This window comes from Luteimonas sp. A482 (assembly GCF_054072655.1).
Map to the genome: position 1 here is coordinate 671,399 of NZ_JBSVRO010000001.1, position 24,446 is coordinate 695,844.

Here is a 24,446-nt window from a genome sequence, read left to right on the forward strand (position 1 = left end):
CCCATGTTCGGCAAACGGAATGCCGCCGCGCCCGGGATCGAAAGGGCCATCGACCAGGGCGTCAGCTACGAGCTGACCCTGGCAGATCGCATGCGCCGCAGCGAGCGTCGTGCCTGGATTGTCGCGTCATGTGCGGTTGCGATGTCGCTGATCCTGGCGGGCGGCTACTTCGTGTTCCTGCCGTTGAAAGAACGCGTCCCTTACCTGGTGATGGCAGATCCGTACACGGGAACCGCCACCGTCGCGCGCCTTGTCGGCAATTTCCACGACCGTGATGTCACTGCCGAGGAGGCGATCAACAAGAGCAACGTCGCCCGGTTCGTGCTTTCGCGGGAAGCTTACGACTCGGGACTGGTGGGCCAGCAGAACTGGCGCACGACCCTGGCCATGGCCGACAGCGGCGTCGCCCCGGCCTATATCGCGCTGCATTCGGAAAGCAACCTTGAGCGGCCGAACCGGATCTACGGCACGGCGCGTGCGATCCGCGTGCGCATCCTGAGCATCGTGCTGATCGGCAGCGGTGCCGGCCGGCGGCCCACCGGCGCGACCGTGCGCTTCCAGCGCAGCATCTACGACAAGGGCCGTGGCCGCGCCGAGCCGCTAGACAGCAAGATCGCCACGCTCGAGTTCAAATACGACCAGGACCTGCGCCTCGGTGAAGAGGATCGCCTGCTCAACCCGCTCGGCTTCCGCGTTACTAACTACCGGGTCGACAACGATTACGCGCCGGGGCCGACGCCGGAGCCGGAGTTTCCGGTTCCTGTGTCGGAGTCAGCGGCCTCCGCGGCGCCCGCACTTCCGCCTTCCCCGCCTGCGACGGACGTCGCCACGACCTTGCCACTGCCGGCCACCGATGCACCGTCCGCGCCAACGCCCGCAGTCCAGGACGGGATGACCGCCGAATGAGGAGCCTGTCCGCAATGATGCGCCTGCACCGGATGCTGTCGAACATCGTCCTTGTGATGCTGCTTCCCGCAGCGGCCTCGCATGCGCAGGTGGTCGAGGAGTACGAGTACCGGCCCGACCAGGTGTATCCGGTGCGCACGGGTCTGGGCATCACCACCCAGATCGAACTCAGCCCGCACGAGGAGATCCTCGACTACAGCACCGGCTTCAGCGGCGGCTGGGACCTGAGCCGCCGCGACAACGTGTTCTACCTCAAGCCGAAGAACGTCGACGTCGACACCAACCTGATGGTGCGCACCGCGGCCCATGCCTACATCTTTGAACTGAAGGTGGTCGCGACCGACTGGCGCCGCCTGGAACAGGCCAAGGCGGCCGGCGTGCAGTACAGGATCCGCTTCAGCTACCCCGGCGACACCGCGTTCCGGCCGCAAGCTGCGGAAGAAGACGTCGAGCCGCTCACCGAACTCAGCACGCGCCTGCATCCCGATCGCCAATACCACTTCGGCTACGAGTACGCCCACCGCAAGCGCAATCCTGGGTGGCTGATCCCCGCCACCGTCTATGACGACCGGCGTTTCACCTACATCAGGATGGGCGACCGCAGCCGCTTTCCGAGCGGCAACTTTCCGGCGGTATTCGCCCGCGACAGCGAACGTGGCGAGGAGTTTGTCGTGAACTCCACGGTGGAGGGCAACACCATCGTCGTCCACGGGACCTACCCCTACCTCGTCATCCGCCATGGAGACGGCGCCGTCGGGCTGCGCAGGAGTCCCGAACCGTGATGCATACGCCCCACGACGAACACGACGAGGCGGCCCGCGAGCGGACGCCGCCCAATCCATACCAGGAGCGGCAGGCACCGGCCAGGCCGGACCTTGATGCCGGCACGCCACACCTGCAGGCGTCGGAGATGCAGCGCCTCAACCGCAAGGCGCTGCTCTTCCTGGGCGGCATCGTGGTACTGCTGCTGTGCGTGGCCTTCTGGATATTCAGCGGCGCGATGTCGCAGGCCGACGAGCGTGGCCCACGGACCCGCAGCGAACAGGTGGTGATCCCGGCAGCGCCGCGCGACCTGCCGGAGCTTCCCCCCGAGCGGCCGATGCCACCCCCACTGCCAGAACTGCCGCCCCTGCCGGTATATGAGGGCGCCGCGTCGTCACCGCCTCCATCGATGTCCATGCCTACGCCCGGATGGGCGGAGCGTCCTGGCCTGTCGCTGCAGGAGCGACGGATGATGGATGTCGCGGGCGTGGCCGGTGCCGGTGGCGCGGGGGGTGGGGTGCCGGGGATGCTGCCGCCCGATGAATACGCGCGCCTGATGATGGCCGCCGGAAACCCGGCTGCACCGTCCGTGATCGAACAATCCCCGCAGGGTGAGGCGGGCGCAAAACCGCTGTACAACCCGGACACCTTGCTGCTGCGTGGCACCTACATCCGCTGCGTGCTGCAGTCGCGGGTGATCTCCGACTTCCCGGGCTACACCTCGTGCATCGTGACCGAGCCGGTGTACTCGGTGACGGGCCGACGCCTGCTGCTGCCCAGGGGCTCCAAGGTCCTGGGGAGCTACGAGCCGGACATCGTCGGCGACCGCGTGGCCGTGGTCTGGGACCGGATCACCACCCCCACCGGGCTGGACGTGAACATGCGCAGTCCCGGCGTCGACATGCTCGGCGCCGCGGGCGTCCCGGGAAACTACAGCGCCCACTGGGCCCAGCGGATCGGTTCGGCCCTGCTGATCAGCATGCTCAGCGACGCTTTCAAGTACGCCGGCGCCAAGCACGGCCCGCAAGAGACCTCGATCGCAAACGGCGTGGTGGTGCAGAGCCCCTACGAGAGCAGCACCGCGCGCACCATGGAGCGCCTGGCCAACATGGCGCTGGAGCGGAACATGGCTCGCCCGCCGACCGTCACCATCAACCAGGGCTCGATCGTGAACGTGTATGTCGCGCGCGACGTCGACTTCTCGTCCGTGCTGCGCCAGGCCGTGCCATGAGTGCAGTCGCCCTACCCGCTGCCGCGTCGAACGACTTCCTGGACTACCAGTACCGCCTGCTGGGGATCGGGCAGCACATGGATTCCAGCGACGTTACCGAGATCTGCATCAATCGGCCGGGCGAGCTGTACCTGGAAACCCGGGAGGGCTGGCGGCGCAACGACGTGCCCATGCTGACCTTCGAGCGCGCGCGCCAGTTCTGCACCGCGGTGGTCAACGAAAGCAACACCGGCCAGCGGATCACCGACGCCGACCCGATGGTGTCGCTGACCTTCCCGACCGGGCAGCGCGCCCAGTTCGTCATTCCGCCCGCCTGCGATGCCGGCAGGGTGTCGATCACCATCCGCCTGCCGGCCAAGTTCGGCAAGAGCCTGGACGAGTACGAGTCCGACGGCTTCTTCGCGGAAATACTGGAGCAGGCCGAGGACATCGGTGAGCTCGACCGCGAGTTGCTCGCGCTGCAACGCGAGCGGCAGTACGCGGAGTTTTTCCGCAGGGCCGTGCAGTACCGCAAGAACATCGTGGTCGCCGGCGCGACCGGCAGCGGCAAGACCACCTTCATGAAATCGCTGGTCAACCACATCCCGGACGACGAACGCCTGGTGACCATCGAGGATGCGCGCGAGCTCTTCCTGCGCCAGCCCAACGTCGTCCACCTGCTTTACTCCAAGGGCGGACAGTCGATCACCAACGTCAGCGCCCGCAGCTGCATGGAAGCCTGTCTGCGCATGAAGCCGGACCGCATCATCCTGGCCGAGCTGCGTGGCGACGAATCGTTCTATTTCATCCGCAACTGCGCCTCGGGCCATCCCGGCTCCATCACCAGCTGCCACGCCGGCAGCACCACCCAGACCTGGGACCAACTGGCGCTGATGGTGAAGGCCTCGGCCGAGGGGGCGGGCCTGGAATTCGAGGTCATCAAGCGGCTGCTGCGCATGACCATCGACATCGTCGTGCACATCAAGGCGCACGCCGGCAGGCGTTTCATCACCGGCATCGATTTCGATCCCGCCCGCATGCGGGCCTAGCAGGAGCATTGGTCATGACCCAGGGAAGCGGTCGCAGGCAGATCAGCATGGAATTCGCAGGCAGCCCAACGGCCAAGCTGGCGACACCGGGCGTGGCGGGACGGGGCTGACGCCATGTTGCCCGGCATGGAGCTGATGGGATGCGCGGAGCTGGCCGTTCCGGTGGACGTGATGCACCACGTGGTCCGCGTCGAGTCCTCGTTCAACCCGTACGCGATCGGCGTGGTCGGCGGCCGGCTTGCGCGGCAACCGCGCAACCTGCCCGAAGCGGTGTCCACCGCACGCATGCTTGAGCGCGAGGGCTACAACTTCTCGCTTGGGCTGGCGCAGGTGAACCGGCACAACCTCGCCAGCCAGGGGCTCGACTCCTACGAGCACGCGTTCGACGTCTGTCCGAACCTGCGTGCCGGCGCGAGGATCCTGGCCGACTGCTACCGCCGCGCGAAGGACGACTGGGGCAGGGCGCTGAGCTGCTATTACTCGGGCAACTTCGTCACCGGCTTCCGCCACGGCTACGTGCACAAGGTGCTTGCCTCGTGGAACGGGGAGGCAGGGGCAGCTGCCACGCCTGCAATCCGAGTGCTCGAACGTCGCGCGGGCGCTCCCGCAGGGACGTCCTCCAGGTCGACAGGTCAAGGCTCGCTGATGCATCGCCGGATGCAAGACCAGACAGGCGTGCGGGTTCCGGAGACGATGCGGCCCCAGCAGGTCGGTGCCCTGGATCCAGGCATCCCCAGCAACCCCGAACTCGTGCATGCCACGCCGATGCCTGCGGTGCCGCGGCAGGACGACGCACCGGTCCTCGTCCAGCCCATGCAGGCGGCGACGCATCCGCAGACGCCCGCGACGAGGACTGAGCCGCCACCCCGGCAGGCAGCGCCGTCAGCCGATGCAGCCTTCGTGTTCCAGCAGTAAGCGCGCCCAGCGGCGCGTGGCAGTACCAGCAAACGCAGTGCCCAATCCACCACTGGAGTCCGTCATGAACCACACCTCACACAACCGTCTTCTCTGCAAGGCCGCCGGCCGCGGGACCCGCGCCCTGGTCGCAGTCTCGATGCTTGTCCTGCCGGTGCTCGCACTGGCCCAGGACGGCACCGGCGCACGCGGGCGCGTCGAGACCTTCTTCACCAACATCAACTCGCTCCTCAACGTCGCGTCGATCGCGGTGGTCACCATCGCGGTGATCTTCGCCGGCTACCAGATCGCCTTCAACCACAAGCGCATCGGCGACGTCGCGCCGGTCCTGATCGGCGGCTTCCTCATCGGCGCGGCCGGCCAGATCGCGAAGATGCTGCTGCCCGACGACGTGACCTCTACGGCGATGGCGATCGGGCAGCTGCTGCTCCAGCATGCATAAGGATCCGCTCTTCCGAGGCTGCACGCGCCCTGCCATGTTCATGGGGGTGCCCTACGTGCCATTCGCGATCGGCGCGGGCGCGTGCATCCTGATGACCTTCTACTTCAACATGTTCTTCCTGGCCCTGCTGCCGGTGGTGATCTTCGTCATGCGCCAGATGGCGAGACGCGACGAGATGATCTTCCACCTGCTGGCCCTCCGATGGCAGTTCCGGAGCAAGGTGCGCAACGTCGGCCTCCACGACGGCGCGTGGGCCTTTTCCCAGAACAGCTATCGCAAGGACCTGCGAAGCCCGGTCGGGAAGGGATGAACACCATGCGTGTCGCAGACACCGCCATCTTGGAGTTCATTCCGCTTTCATCGCATGTCGCCCACAGCGTTGTGAAGACGACCGGAGGCGATTTCCTGCTGACCTGGCGGCTGGACGGGCTGCCGTTCGTGGGCCGGGAGGAGTGGGACCTCGAGCACCGCCACAACGCCTTCAACCGGATGCTGCAGACACTGCGCGCGCCTGACTTCGTCAACGTGGCGTTCTGGGTGCACGACGTGCGTCGCAAGGGCCGGATCCGGATGGGGGGCACCTATGCCCAGGCGTTCAACCAGCAGCTGTCGGACGAGTATTACCAGGCGCTGTCTGCACAGAAGCTCATGCAGAACGAGCTGTACCTGACCATGATCTACCGGCCCGTCGTCGCCGGGAAACGTTTCGTCGAACGGTCGACGAGCCTCGTACGCCTGCAGGCCGAGCAGGACCAGGCCGTTGCAAAGCTGCTGGAACTCGCCGGCAACCTGGAGGCCGTGCTCAAGGACCATGCGCCTGTGCGCCTGGGCATGTACGAGGGCGCCAACGGCGTGGTGTTCTCCGAAACGCTGGAGTTCTTCGGCTACCTGCTCAACAGGATCAGCGAGCCGGTGCCGGTGCTGCGCGCGCCGGTCTGCGACTACCTGCCTGTCAGTCGCCATACCTTCTCCGCGCGTAGCGGCGACTTCGTGGTCACCACCCCCGGGGGCGAGAACCGGTTTGGTGCGATCCTCAACGTCAAGGAGTACGCCGACGCGACCTGGCCGGGCGTGCTCAACGGGCTGAAGTACCTGGATTTCGAGTACGTGATCACCCACTCGTTCAGCCCCATGGGGCGGCAGGACGCGCTGAAGGTCCTGGACCGCACCAAGGGGATGATGATCTCCTCGGGCGACAAGGCGGTCAGCCAGATCGCCGAGCTGGACCAGGCGATGGACCAGGTGGCGTCGGGCAACTTCGTGCTGGGCGAGTACCACTTCATCATGGCCCTGTACGCGGAGGGCCAGCAGTTGCTGTCGCGCAACCTGGCGACGGCCCGCGCCGAGCTGTCCAACGCCGGCTTCGTATCGGCCAAGGAGGATCTGGCGGTGTGCGCGTCGTTCTACTCGCAGTTTCCCGGGAACTGGAAGTACCGGACCCGAATCGCCAACGTGAGCTCGCTCAATTTTCTGGGTCTCTCGCCGCTGCACAACTTCGCCATCGGCAAGCGCAGCAACAATCCCTGGGGCGATTGCGTCACCGCCTTGCAGACCACCAACGGGCAGCCCTACTACTTCAACTTCCACGCCACCCATCCGGCCGAGAACTCGCTGGGCGAGAAGGCGATCGCCAACACGATGGTGATCGGCAAGTCGGGTACCGGCAAGACCGCGTTGATCAACTTCCTGCTCAGCCAGGTGCAGAAGTTCGATCCGGTGCCCACGATCTTCTTCTTCGACAAGGATCGCGGCGCGGAGATCTTCGTCCGCGCCTGTGGCGGCAACTACCTGGCGCTGGCCAACGGCGAGCCGACGGGCTTCAATCCGTTCCAGTGCGAGCGCACCGATGCCAACGTCCAGTTCCTCGGCAACCTCGTCAAGGTGCTTGCGGGCAAGGGGCACTACACCGCGCGCGAGGACGAGGACATCTATCGGGCAGTCGAGGCGATGCTCGACATGCCGCTGCATCTGCGCTCGATGACAAATTTCCAGAAGAGCCTGCCCAACATGGGCGACGACGGGCTGTTCGCTCGCATGCGCAAGTGGACGGCCGGCAATGCGCTGGGCTGGGTGTTCGATAATCCGGCCGATGTCATCGAACTTGGCGGCGCCAGCATCATTGGCTTCGACTACACCGACGTCATCGACAACGCCGAGGTCCGCGTGCCGGTGGTCAGCTATCTGCTGCACCGCCTCGAGGAGCTGATCGACGGCCGTCCGCTGGTCTATGTGATGGACGAGTTCTGGAAGATCCTGGCCGGCGGCGGCGAACTGAAGGAGTTCGCCAGGAACAAGCAGAAGACCATTCGCAAACAGAACGGCTTCGGGATCTTCGCCACGCAAAGCCCCGAGGATGCACTGGGCAGCGACATTTCCGCAGCCCTGGTCGAGCAGACCGCCACCCTGATCCTGCTGCCCAATCCCGGCGCCGGGCGTGAGGACTACATCGAGGGACTCAAGCTCACCGAGGCCGAGTACCAGGTGGTCAAGAACCTCGATGAGCGCTCGCGCAGCTTCCTGGTCAAGCAGGGTCATGTCTCGACGGTCTGCCAGCTCAACCTTCGCGGATTGGAGGATGCGCTGGCGGTGATCTCGGCCAGCACCGACAACATCGCGGTCATGCACCGGGTGCTCGCTGAGGAGGCCGGGCACAGGGGCGTCAGCGCGGATGAGCTGACGCCGGAACAGTGGCTGCCCAGGTTCCAGCAGGAACGTAAGGGCGCTCGGGACAGCGGCGCTTCCGGCAACGGCGGGAGCACGGTGCGGGACAACCAAACCGGCAGGGTCATGGGCGGCGACAGGGCCCCACAGCGGCCGCCGACTATCAAGGAGGAGTTGAGATGAGCTGGGCAAGGATGAAGGGTGGCGGGCGTGTCCCGGCGGTGCTCGCGGCGCTGACAGTGGGCCTGGTGACGTCGACGGCCGCCCTCGGTGTGGACGTGGTCACCGATCCGATCCACACCATCACCAACAAAATCGCATGGATCGCGCAATACCAGCAGAAGTACGACCAGCTGCGCCGCCAGATCCAGCAATACGAGGCCCAGATCCGCGACCTCGAGCAGAAATACGTGAAGGGCCAGGCCTTCAAGGGTGGCGCTGGCTATCGAGAGACGCTCGCCGAGCGCGGCCTGAACGACTTCGTCGAAGAGACTTGCGGGAACTCCGATGCGCTGCCGAAGGCTCCGCACAGGATCGCCAAGATCTCGCAGCGGCAGCTCCAGAACTGCATCGCGATCGTGCAGACCGAGAACACCCGGTACAACGTGATGGTCAAGATCCTCAGTCGCCTGTCCGAGCGGGATCGCGAGATGGACGTGATCCGCCGTCAGGCCGAGAACGTGCCCGAGGACCAGCCCGGCGCGCTCGACCGGGTGGACAACAACATCGCGCAGCTCGAGGCGCGGCTGACCACGGACGTGCAGAACGCCAGCACCCTGCTGGGTGCGTACGACGCGGCGCTGCAGGCACTGCATACCGAGCAGGTCCGGCTGGGGCAGGCTGCATTCAGCGACGACGCGGCCCGCAAAGGTGGCATCGCCGGCCTGCTCGACACCACGATCCAGTACGGAACCTTGAAGGCGGCGCTGGGTGTGGCACGTAGCCGCGAGCGCTGACGATCCGGCTCGCCGGCTGCATGCGTGTGGCCGGGCGCGAGGAACAGGACAGGAAGGCAAAGCAAATGGACGTTGTTGGCCCGGCATTGGCGAGTGCGATGTTCGACTGGCTTCCTGCACAGGCGGGACTGCCGAACATGATCTTCTTCAGCGAGATCAACGATTTCCTCGACGACGAGCTGATTGGCGAGTACCTGCCCAATCTCGGTGCGCGGGTGATGCGGGTGCTGGGTGGTCTCGGCGTCACCCTGCTGACGCTGTGGATCATGCTGCAGGGCTACCGGGTCGTGACCGGCCAGTCGCGTGAATCGATGATGGCCCTGGTGGTCAGTTCGCTCAGGGCGACCTTCATCGTCGGGATCGCGCTGGGCGTCGCGGTGTCCTGGGGCTCGATCTACCAGACGCTGACCGATGGCCTGAGCCGCACGATCAACGAAACCATGACCGGAGAGGAAGACGCCGGGGGCGCGTACGACGACATCGACCGGACCCTGGCGATCATGCAGGTCGCACTGGAGGCGATCGACGCAGTGGACGTCCGCGACAATGTCGTCACCCAGTCGCAGAAGGAGCGGGCCTTGACCCTCACCGCCGTCGGACTGGGCGCCCCCGCCATGATGGCGGCCACGGCGCTATTGCTGAACAAGATCGCGATCGGCCTGATCGTCGCCCTCGGCCCGCTGTTCATCCTGTGCCTGCTGTTCGAGCAGACGCGATCACTGTTCCAGCGATGGCTGTTCTATGGCATCGGCACCCTGTTTTCCATGGCGCTGCTGAGCGTGATGGTGACGCTGGCCTTGGACATGGTGATTGCGGTGGGAATGGCGTTCTGGGTGACGTCGTTCTTCGGGGTCGGCAGCGAGAGCGTCACCGCGATGGCGATGCAGCAGGGCGGCCTGGGCCTCATCCTGACCGCGCTGATTGTCAGCGCGCCCCCCATGGCGGCCATGCTGTTCCAGGGCACGCTCGGCCAGTTCAATCCGTACAGCGCTTTCAACCAGCCGATGTACGGTGCGCCGGGGCAGCCGGGGTCCCCTGGGGCGGGGGGAGGGCGTTGACGCGACTGCATCTGGCCTCCTTCGTGCAGAGGGACGACTGGAGCAGTTGTGCGTGCGAGTAGCTGATCTTCCCGGCGCGGATGGTGCGGTCCGCCCGTCCTGCGTCATATTTCCAGCGGACCAGACAAAGGAATATTTCGATGAATGGAATCACCCTGTGCGGAGTCTCGCCACGCTGACATTCGGCCTTGCCGGATGCTCGACCCTTGCGTCGAGCACCAACTCCCTCACCGACGAGAGGATCAGATCAGAATCCGCAGGAGCCCTGGGCTATGACCCTGCCGAATTGACTCTGGTTGGTCGTCGCACGGAAGGAACCAACACCTACGCCAACCTCAAGGCCGCAGATGGAAAAGAGTTCACCTGCATCATCAATGGCGGAAACATGTTGAGTTTTGGCATGACCAACCCGCCCTCATGCGGCAAGAAGGGGGAGGCGATCAACGCCAACCCCTTCAGATAGGTAGGGCACACGTCCCGTCCATGCCGGCGTTCCAATGACGCCGGCTCGATGGCATGCCCGCCGACGTGCACGCGGGCGCGCCTCAAACGACATATCGGTTCATGGATATCCAGATGCGCAGACTAGTCTTGCTTGCGGTTGTCCTTGTTGCTGCTTGGGGCCCCGTGCTGGCGCAGACGGCGTGCCCCCAGGGCGTGGCGGTAGGTTCGGCGCGCTGCGGCCCGGGTGGCGGGGGAATCCCGTGGAGCATCGGGTTCGTCAAGCCGAAGCCGACGTGGCGCCCCGGATGGGGTGCGTTTGCCAGGAATGATTCGCAGTCGATCATCGGCACCTCGACAAGCACCCGGTCCCCCAAGGCTGCGGCTCGCGGCGCCATGAGGGGCTGCAGATCCGGCGGTGGCCAGGGCTGCGAGGTGTTCTTCACCTATCGCGACAGCTGTGCCGTCATCGTAAAACTGAGTGGGACCGAACCCGTCATGCCGACCTACCACGTTGTGGCCCCATCCGTGGAAGAGGCCAGCAGCCTGGCCCTCGAGACCTGTGGCCACGCCAACAAAGGACGCGCCTGCGAGGTCATCTACAGCAATTGCTCGAAGGGCTTCTACAGGAACTGAAGACGGGAGCGGCCGCACGACAGTCCGGGCGGCTGCAATCCCCGTGCGACCGTCAACGCAACACGTCGTCGAGCAGGCGCGCCAGCCTGGCGCCTCCCAGCTGCACCTGCTGCTCGGCCGTTGGCCGATGCCGCTCCAGGTAGGACTTGCCGATCTTCGCCCTGTCCGGATACACGCCGGGCGTGGTCGCGATCCGGCATGAATGCTCGGCCCAGACGGCCGGGGCCGATGGCGTGTAGGGGCCGACCTCGGGCGTCAGCTGGTCAGGGGTGATCTGCAGTTTCGCGGCGTACTCGGCCTCATCCAGGCCGGCAGACGCGAGCAGGTCGCCGTCCCACAGCGCGTGCAGGTTGCTGCCCTTGCCGTGCACGCGCACCTGCAGCCGGTTGCCGCCGCGGTCGTGGCCGTAGCCGGCGTGCATCGGTTGGTGGGCATCGCCCACGAAGTGGATCACGAACTTCAGCGCCTGCAGGCGCTCGGCGTCGGGGCGCTCGCGGTCGGCCAGGATGGCGGCCTGGTCGCGGATGGCGGCGACCACGCAGTTGCCGTCCGGGCAGTGGCGCGCAGCGTTGAAGGCGCAGCCGTCCTCGGCCATGTTGACGAAGTGCCAGCTGGATGAACGCTTGGCGAGCTCGCTGCCGGTGCCGCGCAGGTCGTCGGCCCAGCTGGCCACGTCGACCATGCTGGACGCGCCTTCCAGCGCCAGCAAGCGCCGCACTTCGGCGCGGGTCTGTGGGCTCAGGTGGGGCTCGGCGAGGTTGGCGACCAGGCGGTGCCCGGCGCCGTTCCAGGCGTGGGCGACGCTGGTGCAGGCCAGCAGGCAGAACAACAGCAGGGAGGCGGACGGCAAACGCATGCGGTGCACTCTACCTCTCGGGCTGGACGTCGGTCCCGGGCCAAAGGTCGTGGCCACGGCTGCGACCGCAAAGAAAAAGACGCCCGGGCGGCGGGTGGCCGGCCGGGCGTGCATTCGGGCAGCGGCATGCGCCGCGCCCGCGGGCTCAGAACTTCATCACCCAGGCCGCGCCATAGACCAGCGGGTCGATGTTGGCGGTGCCGACCTTGATGCCGTTCACCTTGACGTCGCTGTCGATGTCGGCCCAGCGCGCATCGATGCGGATCGCGCTGCGCTCGCTGATGGCGAAGTCCACGCCCACGTGCCCGGCCAGGCCCCAGGAGTTGCCCAGCTTGAGCTCCGTTCCGGCCAGGGCGCCGGTGGTCTCTTCGCTGAAGAAGGTGGTGTAGTTCACGCCCACGCCCACGAACGGGGTGGCCTTGCTGGCGTTGGCGAAGTGGTACTGCAGCGAGACCACGGGCGGCAGGTGCTTCGTGCTGCCCACCTTGCCGACGCCGCGCACTTCGATGTCGTGCTGGAACGGCAGGGCGGCCAGCACCTCGATGCCGAGGTTGTCGGCGATGAAGTACTCGGCGGTGATGGTCGGCCGCACGCTGTTGCCGACCTCGGTGGGCGGCAGCGGGCCGAGGCCGAGCGCGGTGGCATCGAGGCTGCCGTTGTCGGACTTGGGGTCGACGTTGTGGACGCCGATGCCGAGGGTCCAGTCGCCCTTGGACTGGGCGGCGGCGGGGAGGGCGGCGGCCGCGACCAGGGCCGCGAGCAGCAGGGTGGACGTGCGCTTCATGTGGTGCTCCGTGTGGGGTGGTGCCAGTGTGTCCACGGCCCGCCCGCGCCACCTTGATCCGGATCATTGCAAGCGCAACCAGCTGGCGGCGGCCGGCGCAACGGAACGCTCCGGTGGGCCTGTTAGAATCGGGGCCTCATTTCCAACCCTGTCCAGGAGTCCGCGCACCATGGCGATCAAGGTAGGCATCAACGGGTTCGGCCGCATCGGCCGCAACGTGCTGCGTTCGGCGGTCGAGAACTTCGACGACATCCAGATCGTCGCGATCAACGATCTGCTCGAGCCGGATTACCTGGCCTACATGCTGCGCTACGATTCGGTGCACGGCCGCTTCAAGGGGGAGGTGTCGGTGGATGGCAACACCCTGGTGGTCAACGGCAACCGCATCCGCCTGACCCAGGAGCGCGACCCGGCCAACCTGAAGTGGGACGATGTCTGTGCCGATGTCGTCATCGAGTCCACCGGCCTGTTCCTGGACAAGGCCAGCGCGCAAAAGCACGTCGATGCCGGCGCGAAGAAGGTGATCCTGTCGGCGCCGTCCAAGGACGACACGCCGATGTTTGTCTTCGGCGTCAACCACGAGACCTACAACGGCGAGGCGATTGTTTCCAACGCCTCGTGCACGACCAACTGCCTGGCGCCGCTGGCCAAGGTGCTGCACGACAAGTGGGGCATCAAGCGCGGCCTGATGACCACCGTGCACGCTGCCACCGCCACCCAGAAGACCGTCGACGGTCCGTCCAACAAGGACTGGCGCGGCGGCCGCGGCATCCTCGAGAACATCATTCCTTCCAGCACCGGCGCGGCCAAGGCGGTGGGCGTGGTGATTCCGTCGCTCAACAAGAAGCTGACCGGCATGAGCTTCCGCGTGCCGACGTCCGACGTGTCGGTGGTCGACCTGACCGTCGAGCTGGAAAACCCGGCCAGCTACGAAGAGATCAAGGCCGAGATGAAGGCGCAGAGCGAAGGCGCGCTCAAGGGTATCCTCGGCTACACCGAGGACAAGGTGGTGGCCACCGATTTCGTCGGCGAAACCTGCACCTCGGTATTCGACGCCGACGCCGGCATCGCGCTCGACCCCACCTTCGTCAAGCTGGTGGCCTGGTACGACAACGAGTGGGGCTATTCCAACAAGTGCCTTGAAATGGTGCGCGTGGTCGCCGGCAAGTAAGCCGGCGGTAGCCGCAGGCGATACCCGAAGCCCCGCGTCAGCGGGGCTTCCTTTTATGGCGATGCGGCCCGCTAAGGTGGCCGCCACTGCGCCCCTTGCGGCGCTCGACGGGATGGCGGAATGGAAGGTCTCCTGAGTCTGCTGGTGTTGGTCGTGCTTGCGGTACCGGTGCTGCTGGTGATTGCGCTGGTGTCGATCAACGGCCTGAAGCGGCGTGTGGGCGAGCTGGAATTCGAAGTCGGGGAGCTGAAGTACGGCGCGGCGCGCGTGGATGTCGCAGCGCCGCAGGCTGTCCGCGAGCGCGCGCCGGCGGTGTCGCAGGTCGAACCTTCGCAGGCCGGGCAGGCGCCGTCGGATGCGCGCGGTCCGGCAGCTGACGCAACCGGCGGACACGGCCGCGATACCTGGAACACGGCTGCGCCAGGATCGGTGCAGCGGCCGGACGCTGCGCCCGACACGCGCGAGATGGAAGGCGCGCGCGACCCCTCAAATGCCGGCGTCGCGCCGGGCCTGTCGCCGCTCGCGAGCGCTGCAGCGGACCTGTCCGGCGCGCAGGCCGCTGCGGTTCCGCCACCGCTCCCCGACCCAACGCAGCAAACGCCTGCGCCGCCGCCTCGTCCGGCCGCGCCGCCGCCGCCCGCGCGTCCGGACTTTGCCGAGGTCGCGCTGCGCGCGGTCAAGCGCTGGTTCACCGTCGGCAACGTCCCGGTCAAGGTCGGCATGCTGGTGCTGCTGGCCGGCGTGGCCGCGCTGCTCAAGTACGCCAACGAGCAGGGCTGGCTGCAGCTGCCGGTCGAATTGCGCCTGGCCGGCGTGGCTGCCGCGGCGATGGCGGGCCTGGTGTTCGGCTGGCGCCAGCGCACGGCCAAGCCGGCGTTCGCGCTGGCGCTGCAGGGCGGCGCGATCGGCGTGCTGCTGCTGGTGGTGTTCGCCGCGTTCAAGCTCTACGGCCTGATGCCTGCAGGCGCGGCGTTCGGGCTGAGCGTGGTGCTGGTGGCCGGGCTGGGCGTGCTGGCGGTGCTGCAGGATTCGCGCACGCTGGCCGTGCTCGGCATCCTCGCCGGTTTCCTTGCGCCGATCTGGCTGTCCACCGGCAGTGGCAGCCATGTTGCGCTGTTCTCCTATTACGCGGTGCTCAATGCCGCGATCTTCGCCATCGCCTGGGCGAAGTCGTGGCGGGTGCTCAACCTGCTGGGTTTCGTGTTCACCTGGGGCATCGGCATCGCCTGGGGCGTGCTGGCGTATTCGCCGGCGCACCAGGCCAGCACGCAGCCGTTCCTGCTGCTGTTCTTCGTGTTCTACCTGCTGCTGCCGATCCTGTACGCGCGTCGCCGGCCGCCGGGACGGCGCGACCTGATCGACGGGTGCCTGCTGTTCGGCACGCCGCTCATCGCGTTCTCGCTCCAGGCCGCGCTGCTCGATGGCGACCGGTTGCCGCTGGCGTTCTGTGCACTGGCGCTGGCGGTCGTGTACGCGGCGCTGGCATGGGCGCTGCGTCGTCGCGAGGGCTACGCGGTGCTGGCGCAGGCGCATGCGCTGCTGGCAATCGGCTTCGCAACGCTGTCGGTGCCGCTCGCGCTGTCGGCGCACGCCACCGCCTGCGTGTTCGCGCTCGAAGGCGCGGCGCTGGCCTGGCTGGGGCTGAAGCAGCAGCGCCTGCTGCCGCAGCTGGCGGGCGTGGGCCTGCAGCTGGCGGCGGCGCTGGCGTATGCGCTGGGCATGTCCGCGCTGGCATCGCCCGACGTGCAGGCGCTGGCCAATCCGGCGTTCATGGGCGCACTGCTGATCGCGCTGGCGGGCTTCGCCAGCGCCTGGTCATACCGCGACCACGACGAACCGCCTGTCGCGCTGATGTATTACGCGTGGGGCCTGGCGTGGTGGGGCGGCAACCTGTTCCACGAGATCGAGGCCTTTGTCGCGCGTGATGCGCAACTGGCCGCGATGTTGGCCGCGACCGCGCTGACCGGCTGGCTGGCGGCGGAAGTGCATCGCTGGCGGCCGGCGCGCGCGCTGGCGGCGACGACCTTGCTCGCACTCGCCTCGGCGATTCCGTTCGCGCTGGCGCAGAGCGCGGTGCACGGGCATCCGTTCGAGGGCATGGGTCTGTGGGCCTGGCTTGCCTACGCAGCGTTCGGCGTGCGCAGCCTGCTGTGCCTGCGCGGCGATGAAGACTGGATCGGCAACTGGGCGCAGTTCGCATGGTGGCTGGCGTGGCCGTCGGTGCTGGCGCTGTTCGCCGGCTGGATGTCCAACCACATGGGCTTGGCGCAAGGCTGGATGCTTGTGGCAATCGCGTTGCCGTGGGTTGTCCTGCTGGCCGTGTCGATGTGGCGCTGGCGGTTGCTGCGCGCGCCCCGGGGCGCGCGGTTCGATGCCCTGCGCCTGCCGATGCAGCTGGTGGCGTTCGCGCTGCTCGGGCTGTGGTGGCTGTCGGGCCTGCTGGCCGCCGGCAGCGCTGATCCGTTGCCGTGGCTGCCGCTGCTCAATCCGCTCGAACAGATGCAGACGCTGCTGCTGGTGCTGCTCGCGCGCTGGCTGTGGTCGGACCAGGCGCCTCGCGCGCTGGCGTCGATGCGTGTCGTGCTGCTCTCGGTCGCCGGCTTCACCTTGCTCACCAGCGTCACGCTGCGTGCCGTGCACCACTGGGGCGGCGTGCCCTGGGACGCGGGCCTGGTGGAGAGCAAGCTGGCGCAGACCAGCCTCACCGTGGTCTGGAGCCTGCTTGGCGTGATCGGCTGGATCGCCGGCTCGCGCCGCGGCCAGCGCATGCTGTGGCTGGCCGGTGCGGTGCTGATGGGCGTGGTGCTGGCCAAGCTCGTCCTGGTGGATCGCCAGCACCTGGGCGATCTGCTCGGCATCGGCTCGTTCATCGCCTACGGCCTGCTGTGCACGCTGGTGGGCTACTTCGCTCCGGCACCGCCGCGCGATATGGCGGTGGCGCAGGAGCAGGCGGCATGAGCCGGCTCGGGGCAATCCTCGGGCTGGCGCTGCTGGCCGGCGGCGCGTCCGCCGCGCCGGCGGATGACTACGCCATGCAGTGGCCACTCACGCTGGCCGACGAGCGCGCGGGCGCCCATGCGGTCGTGCTGGACGATGCGGTCTATCGGCAGGCGCGCTCCCCGGCACTGCGCGACCTCGACGTGCTCAACGCCGACGGCGCATCGGTGCCCGCGCAGCTGATGCGCACGGGCGATGGCGCTCGCGCCCAGGCGCCGCGCGTGCCGGTGCGCTGGTTCGTGCTGCCGCGTGCGGCCGATGTGCAGGGCGGCTGGTCGATGGCGGTCGAGCGCGGCGCCGACGGCAGCGTGCTGCGCGTGCAGGCAGGCGCCAGCGGCGCCGAGGCGGGCGATGGCCCCGCGGCCTGGCTGGTGGATGCGAGCGGAGTTGACGCCAGCATCGAGGCCCTGCACCTGGAATGGGCCGCAGGCGAAGAGGGCATCGACCGCGCCTACCGCATCGAAGCCAGCGACGACCTGCGGGAGTGGCGGCCGGTGCAGTCGCAGGCGCAGTTGATCGACCTGTCGCGCGGCGGCGAACGGCTGGTGCAGCGCCGCGTTCCCGTGGCGGCCCGCGCGCGCTACCTGCGCCTGCTGCCTGCGCAGGGGCACGGCACCCCCCGGCTGCAGGCGGTGCACGCCGAACTGGCCGCACCCGACCGGCGCGCGCCGCTGCAGTGGCGCGAGCTCGCCGGCACGCCGGTGCAAGAGCGCGGCGTGCAGGCACGGGTCTTCGACCTCGACGCGCGCTATCCGGTCGAGGCCGCCGACCTGCAGTACGACGGCAATGGCACCGGGCAGTGGCGCCTCTACAGCCGCGAACACGCCGACGCGTCATGGGTGCTGCGCGCCGGTCCCTGGGTCGCGTACGCGATCGGCAATGGCGGCGGCGCCAACCGCTCCGCGCCGCAGCCGCTGACCGGCATCACGCGGGACCGGCAATGGAAGTTGGTCGGCGCCGAAGGCATCGGCCTGGCGCCGCTGCTGCGGCTGGGCTGGCGGCCCGAGGCGCTGGTGTTCATCGCGCAGGGTGCGCCGCCGTATCGCCTGGTCGCGGGCAGTGCACGAGCGCAGCGCGAGGATGCGCCGGTGGCGCAGTCGCTGGAGGCGATCCGTGGCGTGCAGGGGCCGGACTGGCGGCCCGGCGCCGCGGCGCTGGCGGACATGCAGCCGCTTGCCGGCGAACGCGCGCTGGTGCCCGCGTCGGCGCGCGACTGGCGTACCTGGCTGCTGTGGGCGCTGCTGATCGGCGGCGCGCTGCTGGTCGCCGGTTTTGCCGCGAGCCTGTTGCGCAAGCCGCCCGGCTGATCGTGCGGTTCGTGGCAGCTGCAACGTTTGCCTGCCGCGCTGGCGCCGTCGACAATGCGCGTCGAAGCGGCATCGCCGCGCGCGCCAGCGCCGCGCAGCAGCACATGTACTGCCTGGCCGCGCTCCCAGCGCCTTCGCGCCGCGCCACCGCACCCCGATCACAGCAAAACAGGCCACGACTCCATGACCATCCTGCGAATGACCGACCTCGATCTTGCCGGCAAGCGCGTGCTGATCCGGCAGGACCTCAACGTTCCGATCGACAACGGCCAGATCACCTCCGAACAGCGCATCACGGCCTCGATCCCGACCCTGCAACTGGCGCTGGAGAAGGGCGCGGCGGTGATGGTGACCTCGCACCTGGGGCGTCCGAAGGAAGGCGAGTGGAGCGAGGAGAATTCGCTGGCGCCGGTGGCCAGGCGCCTGGGCGAACTGCTCGGCAGGCCGGTGCCGCTGCTGCGCGACTGGGTGGACGGGGTCGAGGTCGAACCCGGCCAGATCGTGCTGCTGGAGAACTGCCGGATGAACCCCGGTGAGGGCAAGGACGACGAGACGCTGTCGCGCAAGTACGCCGCGCTGTGCGACGTGTTCGTGATGGACGCCTTCGGCACCGCGCACCGCGCGCAGGCCTCGACCCATGGCGTGATCCGCTTCGCCGCGCAGGCCGCGGGCGGCCCGCTGCTGATGGCCGAACTCGATGCGCTGGCCAGTGCGCTGGACAAGCCGGCGCGGCCGCTGCTGGCGATCGTGGCCGGCAGCAAGGTCTCGACCAAGCTCGAGCTGCTCTCCAACCTGGTGGGCAAGGTCGACCAGCTGATTGTCGGCGGCGGCATCGCCAACACCTTCATCGCCGCGCAGGGGCTGCCGGTGGGCAAGTCCCTGCACGAACCCGACCTGCTCGACACCGCCCGCGACATCCTCGCCAAGGCCAAGGCGCGCGGCGCCGACATCCCGGTCCCGACCGATGTCGTGGTCGCACAGCAGTTCCATCCCGACGCCGAGGCCACGGTCAAGGCGGTGGCCGATGTGGGCGCCGATGACCTGATCCTCGACATCGGCCCGGACACCGCCGCGCGCTACGCCGAAATGATCGCCAGCGCCGGCACGGTGGTGTGGAACGGGCCGGTGGGCGTGTTCGAGTTCAACGCCTTCGGCAAGGGCACCGAAACCCTGGCGCGCGCGATTGCTGCAAGCGCCGCGTTCTCGATCGCCGGTGGCGGCGACACCCTGGCCGCGGTCGACAAGCACGGCATCGCCGACGAGGTGTCGTACATCTCCACCGGCGGTGGCGCCTTCCTCGAGTTCCTCGAGGGCAAGACGTTGCCGGCAGTGGCTGCGCTGGACGCGAGGGGCTGAGCCGCTCCCAAGGATTGGCTAACGATCGCTTCATCTTCCGCTGATGTCACCAGCCTGAAGCTCCGCGCACGGAGCAGGAGGGCACGGATCGCCATCGCGGCGATCCGTTCATCAAGGAGAATCGGGATGGATGTTTCGATGCGACGCGTGAAGCACGCACTGCTGGCGGCGTGCGTGGCGGTTTCGCTGGGCACGGTGGCTACGGCCGGCGCCGATGACGAGGCGAACTGCTGTTATCCGGGGTCGGTGATCTATTACGACGAGGCGGGCGCGGTGGTGGGCGTGCGGATGTACGGCTGCGGGGACCCGGGCTGGGGCGTGGTGACGCGACGTTCGCGCGCGCTCAACGGATGCATCATGTAAGCGCAGTGCGTTGCGGCGGCCCGGGCACGTCCCGGGCCGCTGCGTCATCGGCGCGGCTTGCCTGGGCGCCACTCGTCCTGCAGCAGGCCGAAGATTTCCGAATCGCTGGCGCTGCCGTCGATCAGGAAACGCTGGCGCAGCAGGCCCTCGCGGCGGAAGCCGAGCCCGGCGAGCAGGCGTCGCGAGGCTTCGTTGCGCGGGTCGATGTCCGCCTCGATGCGGTGCAGCCCGAGGCGGTGGAAGCCCCAGTCCAGCGCCAGCGCGACCGCCTCGGTCGCCAGCCCGCGGCCCCACCAGTCCGGGTGCAGTGCGTAGCCGACTTCCGCGCGGCGATGCCGGGCATCGAATCGGTACAGGGTGCAGCTGCCGATCGCGCGGTCGTCGCGACGCGCGGCGATCAGCCAGTTGAGCGACTCGCGACGCGCGAATCCGTCGAGCATCTCCTCGACCTTGCCCTCGGCCTGCATACGCACGCGCATGGGCGCGCTGCTCCAGAAGCGCATCACGTCCGCATGCGAGAACAGTGCGAACACGTCGTCGATGTCCTGCACGCGTGGGCCGCGCAGGCACAGACGTTGTCCGGTCAGGACAGGAAAACCGGGCAACCCGGCAAGACGTGCGTTGATGTCGGTGGACATGTGCGATATCGCCATCAGGCTCGGCTAGGATAACGGGCTCACGCGACACCGTCGCGTTCCTTACTCATGCAACGGATCCAGTCCATGTCCGAACACCGCCGCCGCACCCGCATCCTCGCCACGCTTGGTCCCGCGACCGACCCGCCAGGCGTGCTCGACGCGATCCTGCGCGCGGGCGTCGACGTGGTGCGCCTGAACTTCTCGCATGGCGACCCGGCAAGCCAGATTGCGCGCGCCGAGGCGGTCCGCGAGGCGGCGGCGCGCGTGGGCGTCGAAGTCGGCATCCTCGCCGACCTGCCTGGCCCGAAGATCCGCGTCGAGCGCTTCGTCGAAGGCAAGGTGGCGCTGAAGGCCGGCGACCGCTTCGACCTGGTGGCCAGCGAGGATGCGCCGCCGGGGACGCAGCACGAGGTGGGCGTGAGCTACATCGACCTGCCGCGCGACCTGTCGGCCGGCGACGTGCTGATGCTCGACGACGGCATGGTGCAGCTCAAGGTCGAGCGCATCGAGGGCCAGCGCATCATCACCACCGTCCTCAACGACAGCGTGCTGTCCGATCGCAAGGGGCTCAACAAGCTCGGCGGCGGGCTGTCGCTGGGCGCGCTCACCGAGCGCGACCGCGAGCTGATCGGCGTCGCCGCGCAGATCGGCGTGGACTACATCGCGGTGTCGTTCTGCCGCAACGCAGCCGACATGGAGGAGGCGCGTGCGATCGCCCGTTCGCACGGCTCCGATGCCGCGATGGTGTCGAAGGTCGAGCGCGCCGAGGCGATCGAGAACCTGGCCGAGGTGATCGACGCCAGCGACGTGGTGATGGTGGCGCGCGGCGACCTGGGCGTGGAAATCGGCGATGCCGAGCTGCCGGGCCTGCAGAAGAAGATCATCCGCGAGTCGCTGGCGCGCAACAAGGTGGTGATCACCGCGACCCAGATGCTGCAGTCGATGGTCGACTCGCCGATCCCGACCCGCGCCGAAGTGCTGGACGTGGCCAACGCGGTCATCGACGGCACCGACGCGGTGATGCTCTCGGCCGAGACCGCGGCGGGCAACTTCCCGCTGCGCGCGGTCGAGGCGATGGCGCGCATCTGCATGGGCGCCGAGCGCCAGTTCGCGCACGACACCGACTTCGAGAAGGCGCAGCGCGGGCTCCAGCACGCCGACCAGGCGATCGCGATGGCGACCATGTTCATCAGCGAACACATCGGCGTGGCGGCGATCGTGGCCATGACCGAATCGGGCGGTACTGCGCGCCACTTGTCGCGCTTCCGCGCCGGCCCGCCGATCTACGCGTTCTCGCGCCACGCGGGCGTGCGCCGGCGCATGGCGCTGATGCGCGACGTGTATCCCACCGACTACGACAGCCGCGGGCAGACCCCACGCGAGGCCGCGCGCGGCAGCGTGCGCCTGCTGGTGGAAGCGGGGGTGCTGGACCCGGGCGACCGCGTGGTGTTCACCAGCGGCGAGCACATGGAAACCCACGGCGCCACCAACACCATGCGCCTGCTGCAGGTCGGCAAGGACGGCCTCGCCGAAGGCCTCGGCGAGCTGTAGGAGCGGCTGCAGCCGCAACCACGCGGCCGCTGGCAATCCAACGCCGAAGGCGGCCGCACCACGCGCGCGGCAAACGGGAAATGAAGGGACGGGCGCTATACTCCGCCCCCTTTTCCCGCACGGCCCACTTCCCGACATGAGCATCGAAACGCTCGCTGAAACCGCACAGGCGATGGTTGCCCCCGGCAAGGGCATCCTGGCGATCGATGAATCGACCAGCACGATCTCGAAGCGTTTCGAGATCGTCGGCGTGCCGAGCAACGAGGCCAATCGCCGCGCCTACCGCGAACTGCTGCTGGCCACGCCGAACCTGGGCCAGCATGTCAGCGGCGCGATCCTCTACGACGAAACCATCCGCCAGGCCAACCGCGACGGTGTGCCGTTGGCCCGCTTCATGGCCGACGCCGGCATCATTCCCGGCATCAAGGTCGACAAGGGCACCCAGCCGCTGGCCGGTTGCCCGGGCGAACTGGTCACCGAGGGCCTGGACGGCCTGCGCCCGCGGCTGGAGGAGTACTACAAGCTCGGCGCGCGCTTTGCCAAGTGGCGCGCGGTGATCAACATCGGTGACGACATCCCGACCGGCACCTGCATCGAATCCAACAGCCACGCGCTGGCGCGCTTTGCCGCACTGTGCCAGGAGCAGGGCCTGGTGCCGATGGTCGAGCCGGAAGTGCTGATGGAGGGCACGCACGACATCGAATCCAGCTACGAAGTACACGAGGTGGTGCTGCGCTCGCTGTTCGACGCGCTCTACCAGCACAACGTGAGCCTGGAGGGCACCATCCTCAAGCCCTCGATGGTGCTGCCGGGCCGTGACAGCGGCGAAACCGCGACGGTCGAGGAAGTGGCCGAGGCCACGCTGCTGTGCCTGAAGTCGACCGTGCCGGCGATCCTGCCGGGCATCGTGTTCCTGTCGGGCGGCCAGGGCGACCAGGCCGCGACCGCGCACCTGGACGCGATGAACCGCATGGGTCCGCATCCCTGGCCGCTGTCGTTCTCCTACGGTCGGGCGATGCAGTCCGCGGCGCTGGAAATCTGGTCGCAGGACCTGCAGGGCAACGTGGGCAAGGCGCAGGACACGGTGTTTGCCCGGGCCCGCGACAACGGCGAGGCAGCCCTGGGCAGGTGGCGCGGCACTGCCTGAGTTCCGCAGCGCGCCGGTAACGCGCGCGCGCGGCCGCGGTTGACAGGTTTCCGGAGGGGATCGCCCCCTCCTATGGCATGGGCGGCCTTCACCGTCGATCGATAGAATCGGGCGGTTTCCCCCCGCCGTGTCGACATGCCCGCCGATTTCCGTTTCCCGTCGTTCCCGATCCTGCTGTTGTCGGGCCTGTGCCTGCTGCCGGCCGCCTGTGGCCGCGATGCCGCGTCCACCGGTGCGGGCGAGGCCGCACCCGTGGCGGTGGTGACCACGCAGGTCGCCGCCATGCAGCCCTGGAGCGACACGATCTCGGCGCTGGGCACGGTCAAGGCGCGCGAGTCGGTGTCGATCACGGCCAAGGTCAGCGAGACCGTCGAACGCGTGCATTTCGAGAGCGGCGACGAGGTGGCGGCCAACGCGCCCCTGATCACGCTGTCCGGCAACCAGCAGCAGGCGGCGCTGCAGGCGGCCGAGGCCGAGGCCAAGGAAGCCGAGCAGCAGTACCGCCGCGGCAGCGAGCTGGTCGGGCAGCAGCTGATCGCGCGCTCCATGGTCGATACCCAGCGCGCCACGCGCGACGCCACGCTGGCACGCGTGGTCCAGATGCGCGCCGACATCGGCGACCGCCGCATCCGCGCGCCCTTCGCCGGCGTGCTTGGCATGCGCGAGGTGAGCCCCGGCGCGCTGGTCACGCCGGGCACGGTGATCGCCACGCTCGATGACCTCTCGCGCGTGCATGTCGACTTCCCGGTGCCCGAAGTGCACCTGGCGCACCTGGCCGCCGGCCAGCCGCTTGCCGGCAGCAGCGTTGCATGGCCCGGCGTGACCTTCGAAGGCGAGGTGTCCAGCGTCGACGCGCGTGTCGATCCGGCCACGCGCGCGGTCATGGTGCGCGGCGACTTCCCGAACGATGGACGCAGCCTGCGCCCGGGCATGCTGATGCAGGTGCAGCTCTCGCGGCCGCAGCGGCAGGCGCTGGTGCTGCCGGAGATCGCGGTGGTGCAGGTGGGCCGCGACACCTTCGTGTGGCGGGTGAAAAGCGACGACACGGTCGAGCGCGTCCCCATCCAGGTGGGCGAGCGCCGGGTCGGGCAGGTCGAGGTGCTGCGCGGCGTGGACGCGGGCGAGCGCATCGTCATCGATGGCACCGGCAAGCTGCGCCCGGGCCTGATGGTCAGCGACACGGCCGGCGCCGACGCGCCGGTGCAGCCGCCAGCGGAGCCTGCGGCGCAGGACGGCTGAC

23 protein-coding genes are annotated in these 24,446 nt (G+C 68.2%); 20 read left to right on the top strand and 3 right to left on the bottom strand.

Features of this window, described 5'->3' with window-relative positions:
• Positions 1 to 3: 3 nt before the first annotated feature.
• The 12 genes from ACW5DW_RS02960 (at position 4) to ACW5DW_RS03015 (ending at position 11,036) form a co-directional block, all read left to right on the top strand.
• Complete coding sequence (locus tag ACW5DW_RS02960; protein ID WP_457017286.1) at positions 4 to 906, top strand: virB8 family protein; 903 nt, start codon at positions 4 to 6, stop codon at positions 904 to 906.
• Positions 903 to 1,688 carry a TrbG/VirB9 family P-type conjugative transfer protein gene (locus tag ACW5DW_RS02965; RefSeq protein WP_457017287.1) on the top strand — a complete coding sequence of 262 codons (786 nt, stop codon included), beginning with the start codon at positions 903 to 905 and terminating at the stop codon, positions 1,686 to 1,688. Before ACW5DW_RS02960 ends, ACW5DW_RS02965 begins: the two co-directional genes overlap by 4 nt.
• Positions 1,688 to 2,899 (top strand): TrbI/VirB10 family protein, encoded by a 1,212-nt coding sequence (locus tag ACW5DW_RS02970; protein WP_457017288.1) that lies wholly within the window; start codon positions 1,688 to 1,690, stop codon positions 2,897 to 2,899. Before ACW5DW_RS02965 ends, ACW5DW_RS02970 begins: the two co-directional genes overlap by 1 nt.
• Entirely contained in the window at positions 2,896 to 3,927 is a 1,032-nt protein-coding gene (gene virB11, locus ACW5DW_RS02975) for a P-type DNA transfer ATPase VirB11 (RefSeq protein WP_457017289.1), read from the top strand. The genes ACW5DW_RS02970 and virB11 overlap by 4 nt, the downstream gene beginning before the upstream one ends.
• A 126-nt stretch (positions 3,928 to 4,053) precedes the next feature.
• Positions 4,054 to 4,842, top strand: a complete 789-nt coding sequence (locus ACW5DW_RS02980; RefSeq protein WP_457018383.1) for a transglycosylase SLT domain-containing protein — start codon at positions 4,054 to 4,056, stop codon at positions 4,840 to 4,842.
• 64 nt (positions 4,843 to 4,906) lie between these two features.
• A complete protein-coding gene (locus ACW5DW_RS02985) occupies positions 4,907 to 5,284 on the top strand; it encodes a TrbC/VirB2 family protein (protein WP_457017290.1) in 378 nt (125 codons plus the stop codon).
• Positions 5,277 to 5,594: a type IV secretion system protein VirB3 gene (locus tag ACW5DW_RS02990; RefSeq protein WP_457017291.1), complete on the top strand. Its 318-nt coding sequence runs from the start codon at positions 5,277 to 5,279 to the stop codon at positions 5,592 to 5,594. The genes ACW5DW_RS02985 and ACW5DW_RS02990 overlap by 8 nt, the downstream gene beginning before the upstream one ends.
• 5 nt (positions 5,595 to 5,599) lie before the next feature.
• Positions 5,600 to 8,128, top strand: a complete 2,529-nt coding sequence (locus tag ACW5DW_RS02995; protein ID WP_457017292.1) for a VirB4 family type IV secretion/conjugal transfer ATPase — start codon at positions 5,600 to 5,602, stop codon at positions 8,126 to 8,128.
• A gap of 11 nt (positions 8,129 to 8,139) precedes the next feature.
• Positions 8,140 to 8,901: a hypothetical protein gene (locus ACW5DW_RS03000; protein ID WP_457017293.1), complete on the top strand. Its 762-nt coding sequence runs from the start codon at positions 8,140 to 8,142 to the stop codon at positions 8,899 to 8,901.
• 98 nt (positions 8,902 to 8,999) lie between these two features.
• Complete coding sequence (locus ACW5DW_RS03005) at positions 9,000 to 9,959, top strand: type IV secretion system protein (RefSeq protein ID WP_457017294.1); 960 nt, start codon at positions 9,000 to 9,002, stop codon at positions 9,957 to 9,959.
• Positions 9,960 to 10,011: 52 nt separating this feature from the next.
• Positions 10,012 to 10,422: a hypothetical protein gene (locus ACW5DW_RS03010; protein WP_457017295.1), complete on the top strand. Its 411-nt coding sequence runs from the start codon at positions 10,012 to 10,014 to the stop codon at positions 10,420 to 10,422.
• A gap of 53 nt (positions 10,423 to 10,475) precedes the next feature.
• A complete protein-coding gene (locus ACW5DW_RS03015; RefSeq protein WP_457017296.1) occupies positions 10,476 to 11,036 on the top strand; it encodes a DUF4189 domain-containing protein in 561 nt (186 codons plus the stop codon).
• Between the two features lie 52 nt (positions 11,037 to 11,088).
• Here ACW5DW_RS03015 and ACW5DW_RS03020 read toward each other — a convergent pair whose 3' ends face one another.
• Positions 11,089 to 11,892: a S1/P1 nuclease gene (locus tag ACW5DW_RS03020; RefSeq protein ID WP_457017297.1), complete on the bottom strand. Its 804-nt coding sequence runs from the start codon at positions 11,890 to 11,892 to the stop codon at positions 11,089 to 11,091.
• A gap of 145 nt (positions 11,893 to 12,037) precedes the next feature.
• Positions 12,038 to 12,676 carry an OmpW/AlkL family protein gene (locus tag ACW5DW_RS03025; RefSeq protein WP_457017298.1) on the bottom strand — a complete coding sequence of 213 codons (639 nt, stop codon included), beginning with the start codon at positions 12,674 to 12,676 and terminating at the stop codon, positions 12,038 to 12,040.
• A gap of 169 nt (positions 12,677 to 12,845) precedes the next feature.
• Between ACW5DW_RS03025 and gap the strand changes: the two genes are divergently transcribed.
• The 5 genes from gap (at position 12,846) to ACW5DW_RS03050 (ending at position 19,870) form a co-directional block, all read left to right on the top strand.
• Entirely contained in the window at positions 12,846 to 13,847 is a 1,002-nt protein-coding gene (gap, locus tag ACW5DW_RS03030) for a type I glyceraldehyde-3-phosphate dehydrogenase (protein WP_457017299.1), read from the top strand.
• A 120-nt stretch (positions 13,848 to 13,967) separates the two neighbouring features.
• Positions 13,968 to 16,805, top strand: coding sequence for a DUF2339 domain-containing protein (locus tag ACW5DW_RS03035; protein ID WP_457017300.1), 2,838 nt, complete (start codon positions 13,968 to 13,970; stop codon positions 16,803 to 16,805).
• Positions 16,802 to 18,151 (top strand): DUF3999 domain-containing protein, encoded by a 1,350-nt coding sequence (locus ACW5DW_RS03040; protein ID WP_457017301.1) that lies wholly within the window; start codon positions 16,802 to 16,804, stop codon positions 18,149 to 18,151. Before ACW5DW_RS03035 ends, ACW5DW_RS03040 begins: the two co-directional genes overlap by 4 nt.
• A 183-nt stretch (positions 18,152 to 18,334) precedes the next feature.
• Positions 18,335 to 19,507 (top strand): phosphoglycerate kinase, encoded by a 1,173-nt coding sequence (locus ACW5DW_RS03045; RefSeq protein ID WP_457017302.1) that lies wholly within the window; start codon positions 18,335 to 18,337, stop codon positions 19,505 to 19,507.
• 126 nt (positions 19,508 to 19,633) lie between these two features.
• Entirely contained in the window at positions 19,634 to 19,870 is a 237-nt protein-coding gene (locus ACW5DW_RS03050; protein ID WP_457017303.1) for a DUF6289 family protein, read from the top strand.
• A 44-nt stretch (positions 19,871 to 19,914) separates the two neighbouring features.
• On the opposite strand, the gene ACW5DW_RS03055 is transcribed toward ACW5DW_RS03050, so the two are convergent.
• Positions 19,915 to 20,508 (bottom strand): GNAT family N-acetyltransferase, encoded by a 594-nt coding sequence (locus tag ACW5DW_RS03055; RefSeq protein ID WP_457017304.1) that lies wholly within the window; start codon positions 20,506 to 20,508, stop codon positions 19,915 to 19,917.
• An 84-nt stretch (positions 20,509 to 20,592) separates the two neighbouring features.
• Here ACW5DW_RS03055 and pyk point away from each other — a divergent pair, with 84 nt between their 5' ends.
• The 3 genes from pyk (at position 20,593) to ACW5DW_RS03070 (ending at position 24,445) form a co-directional block, all read left to right on the top strand.
• Positions 20,593 to 22,059 carry a pyruvate kinase gene (gene pyk, locus ACW5DW_RS03060; protein ID WP_457017305.1) on the top strand — a complete coding sequence of 489 codons (1,467 nt, stop codon included), beginning with the start codon at positions 20,593 to 20,595 and terminating at the stop codon, positions 22,057 to 22,059.
• 136 nt (positions 22,060 to 22,195) lie between these two features.
• Positions 22,196 to 23,206, top strand: a complete 1,011-nt coding sequence (locus ACW5DW_RS03065) for a class I fructose-bisphosphate aldolase (protein WP_457017306.1) — start codon at positions 22,196 to 22,198, stop codon at positions 23,204 to 23,206.
• A gap of 135 nt (positions 23,207 to 23,341) precedes the next feature.
• Positions 23,342 to 24,445: an efflux RND transporter periplasmic adaptor subunit gene (locus tag ACW5DW_RS03070; RefSeq protein ID WP_457017307.1), complete on the top strand. Its 1,104-nt coding sequence runs from the start codon at positions 23,342 to 23,344 to the stop codon at positions 24,443 to 24,445.
• The last annotated feature ends 1 nt before the right edge of the window (position 24,446 follow it).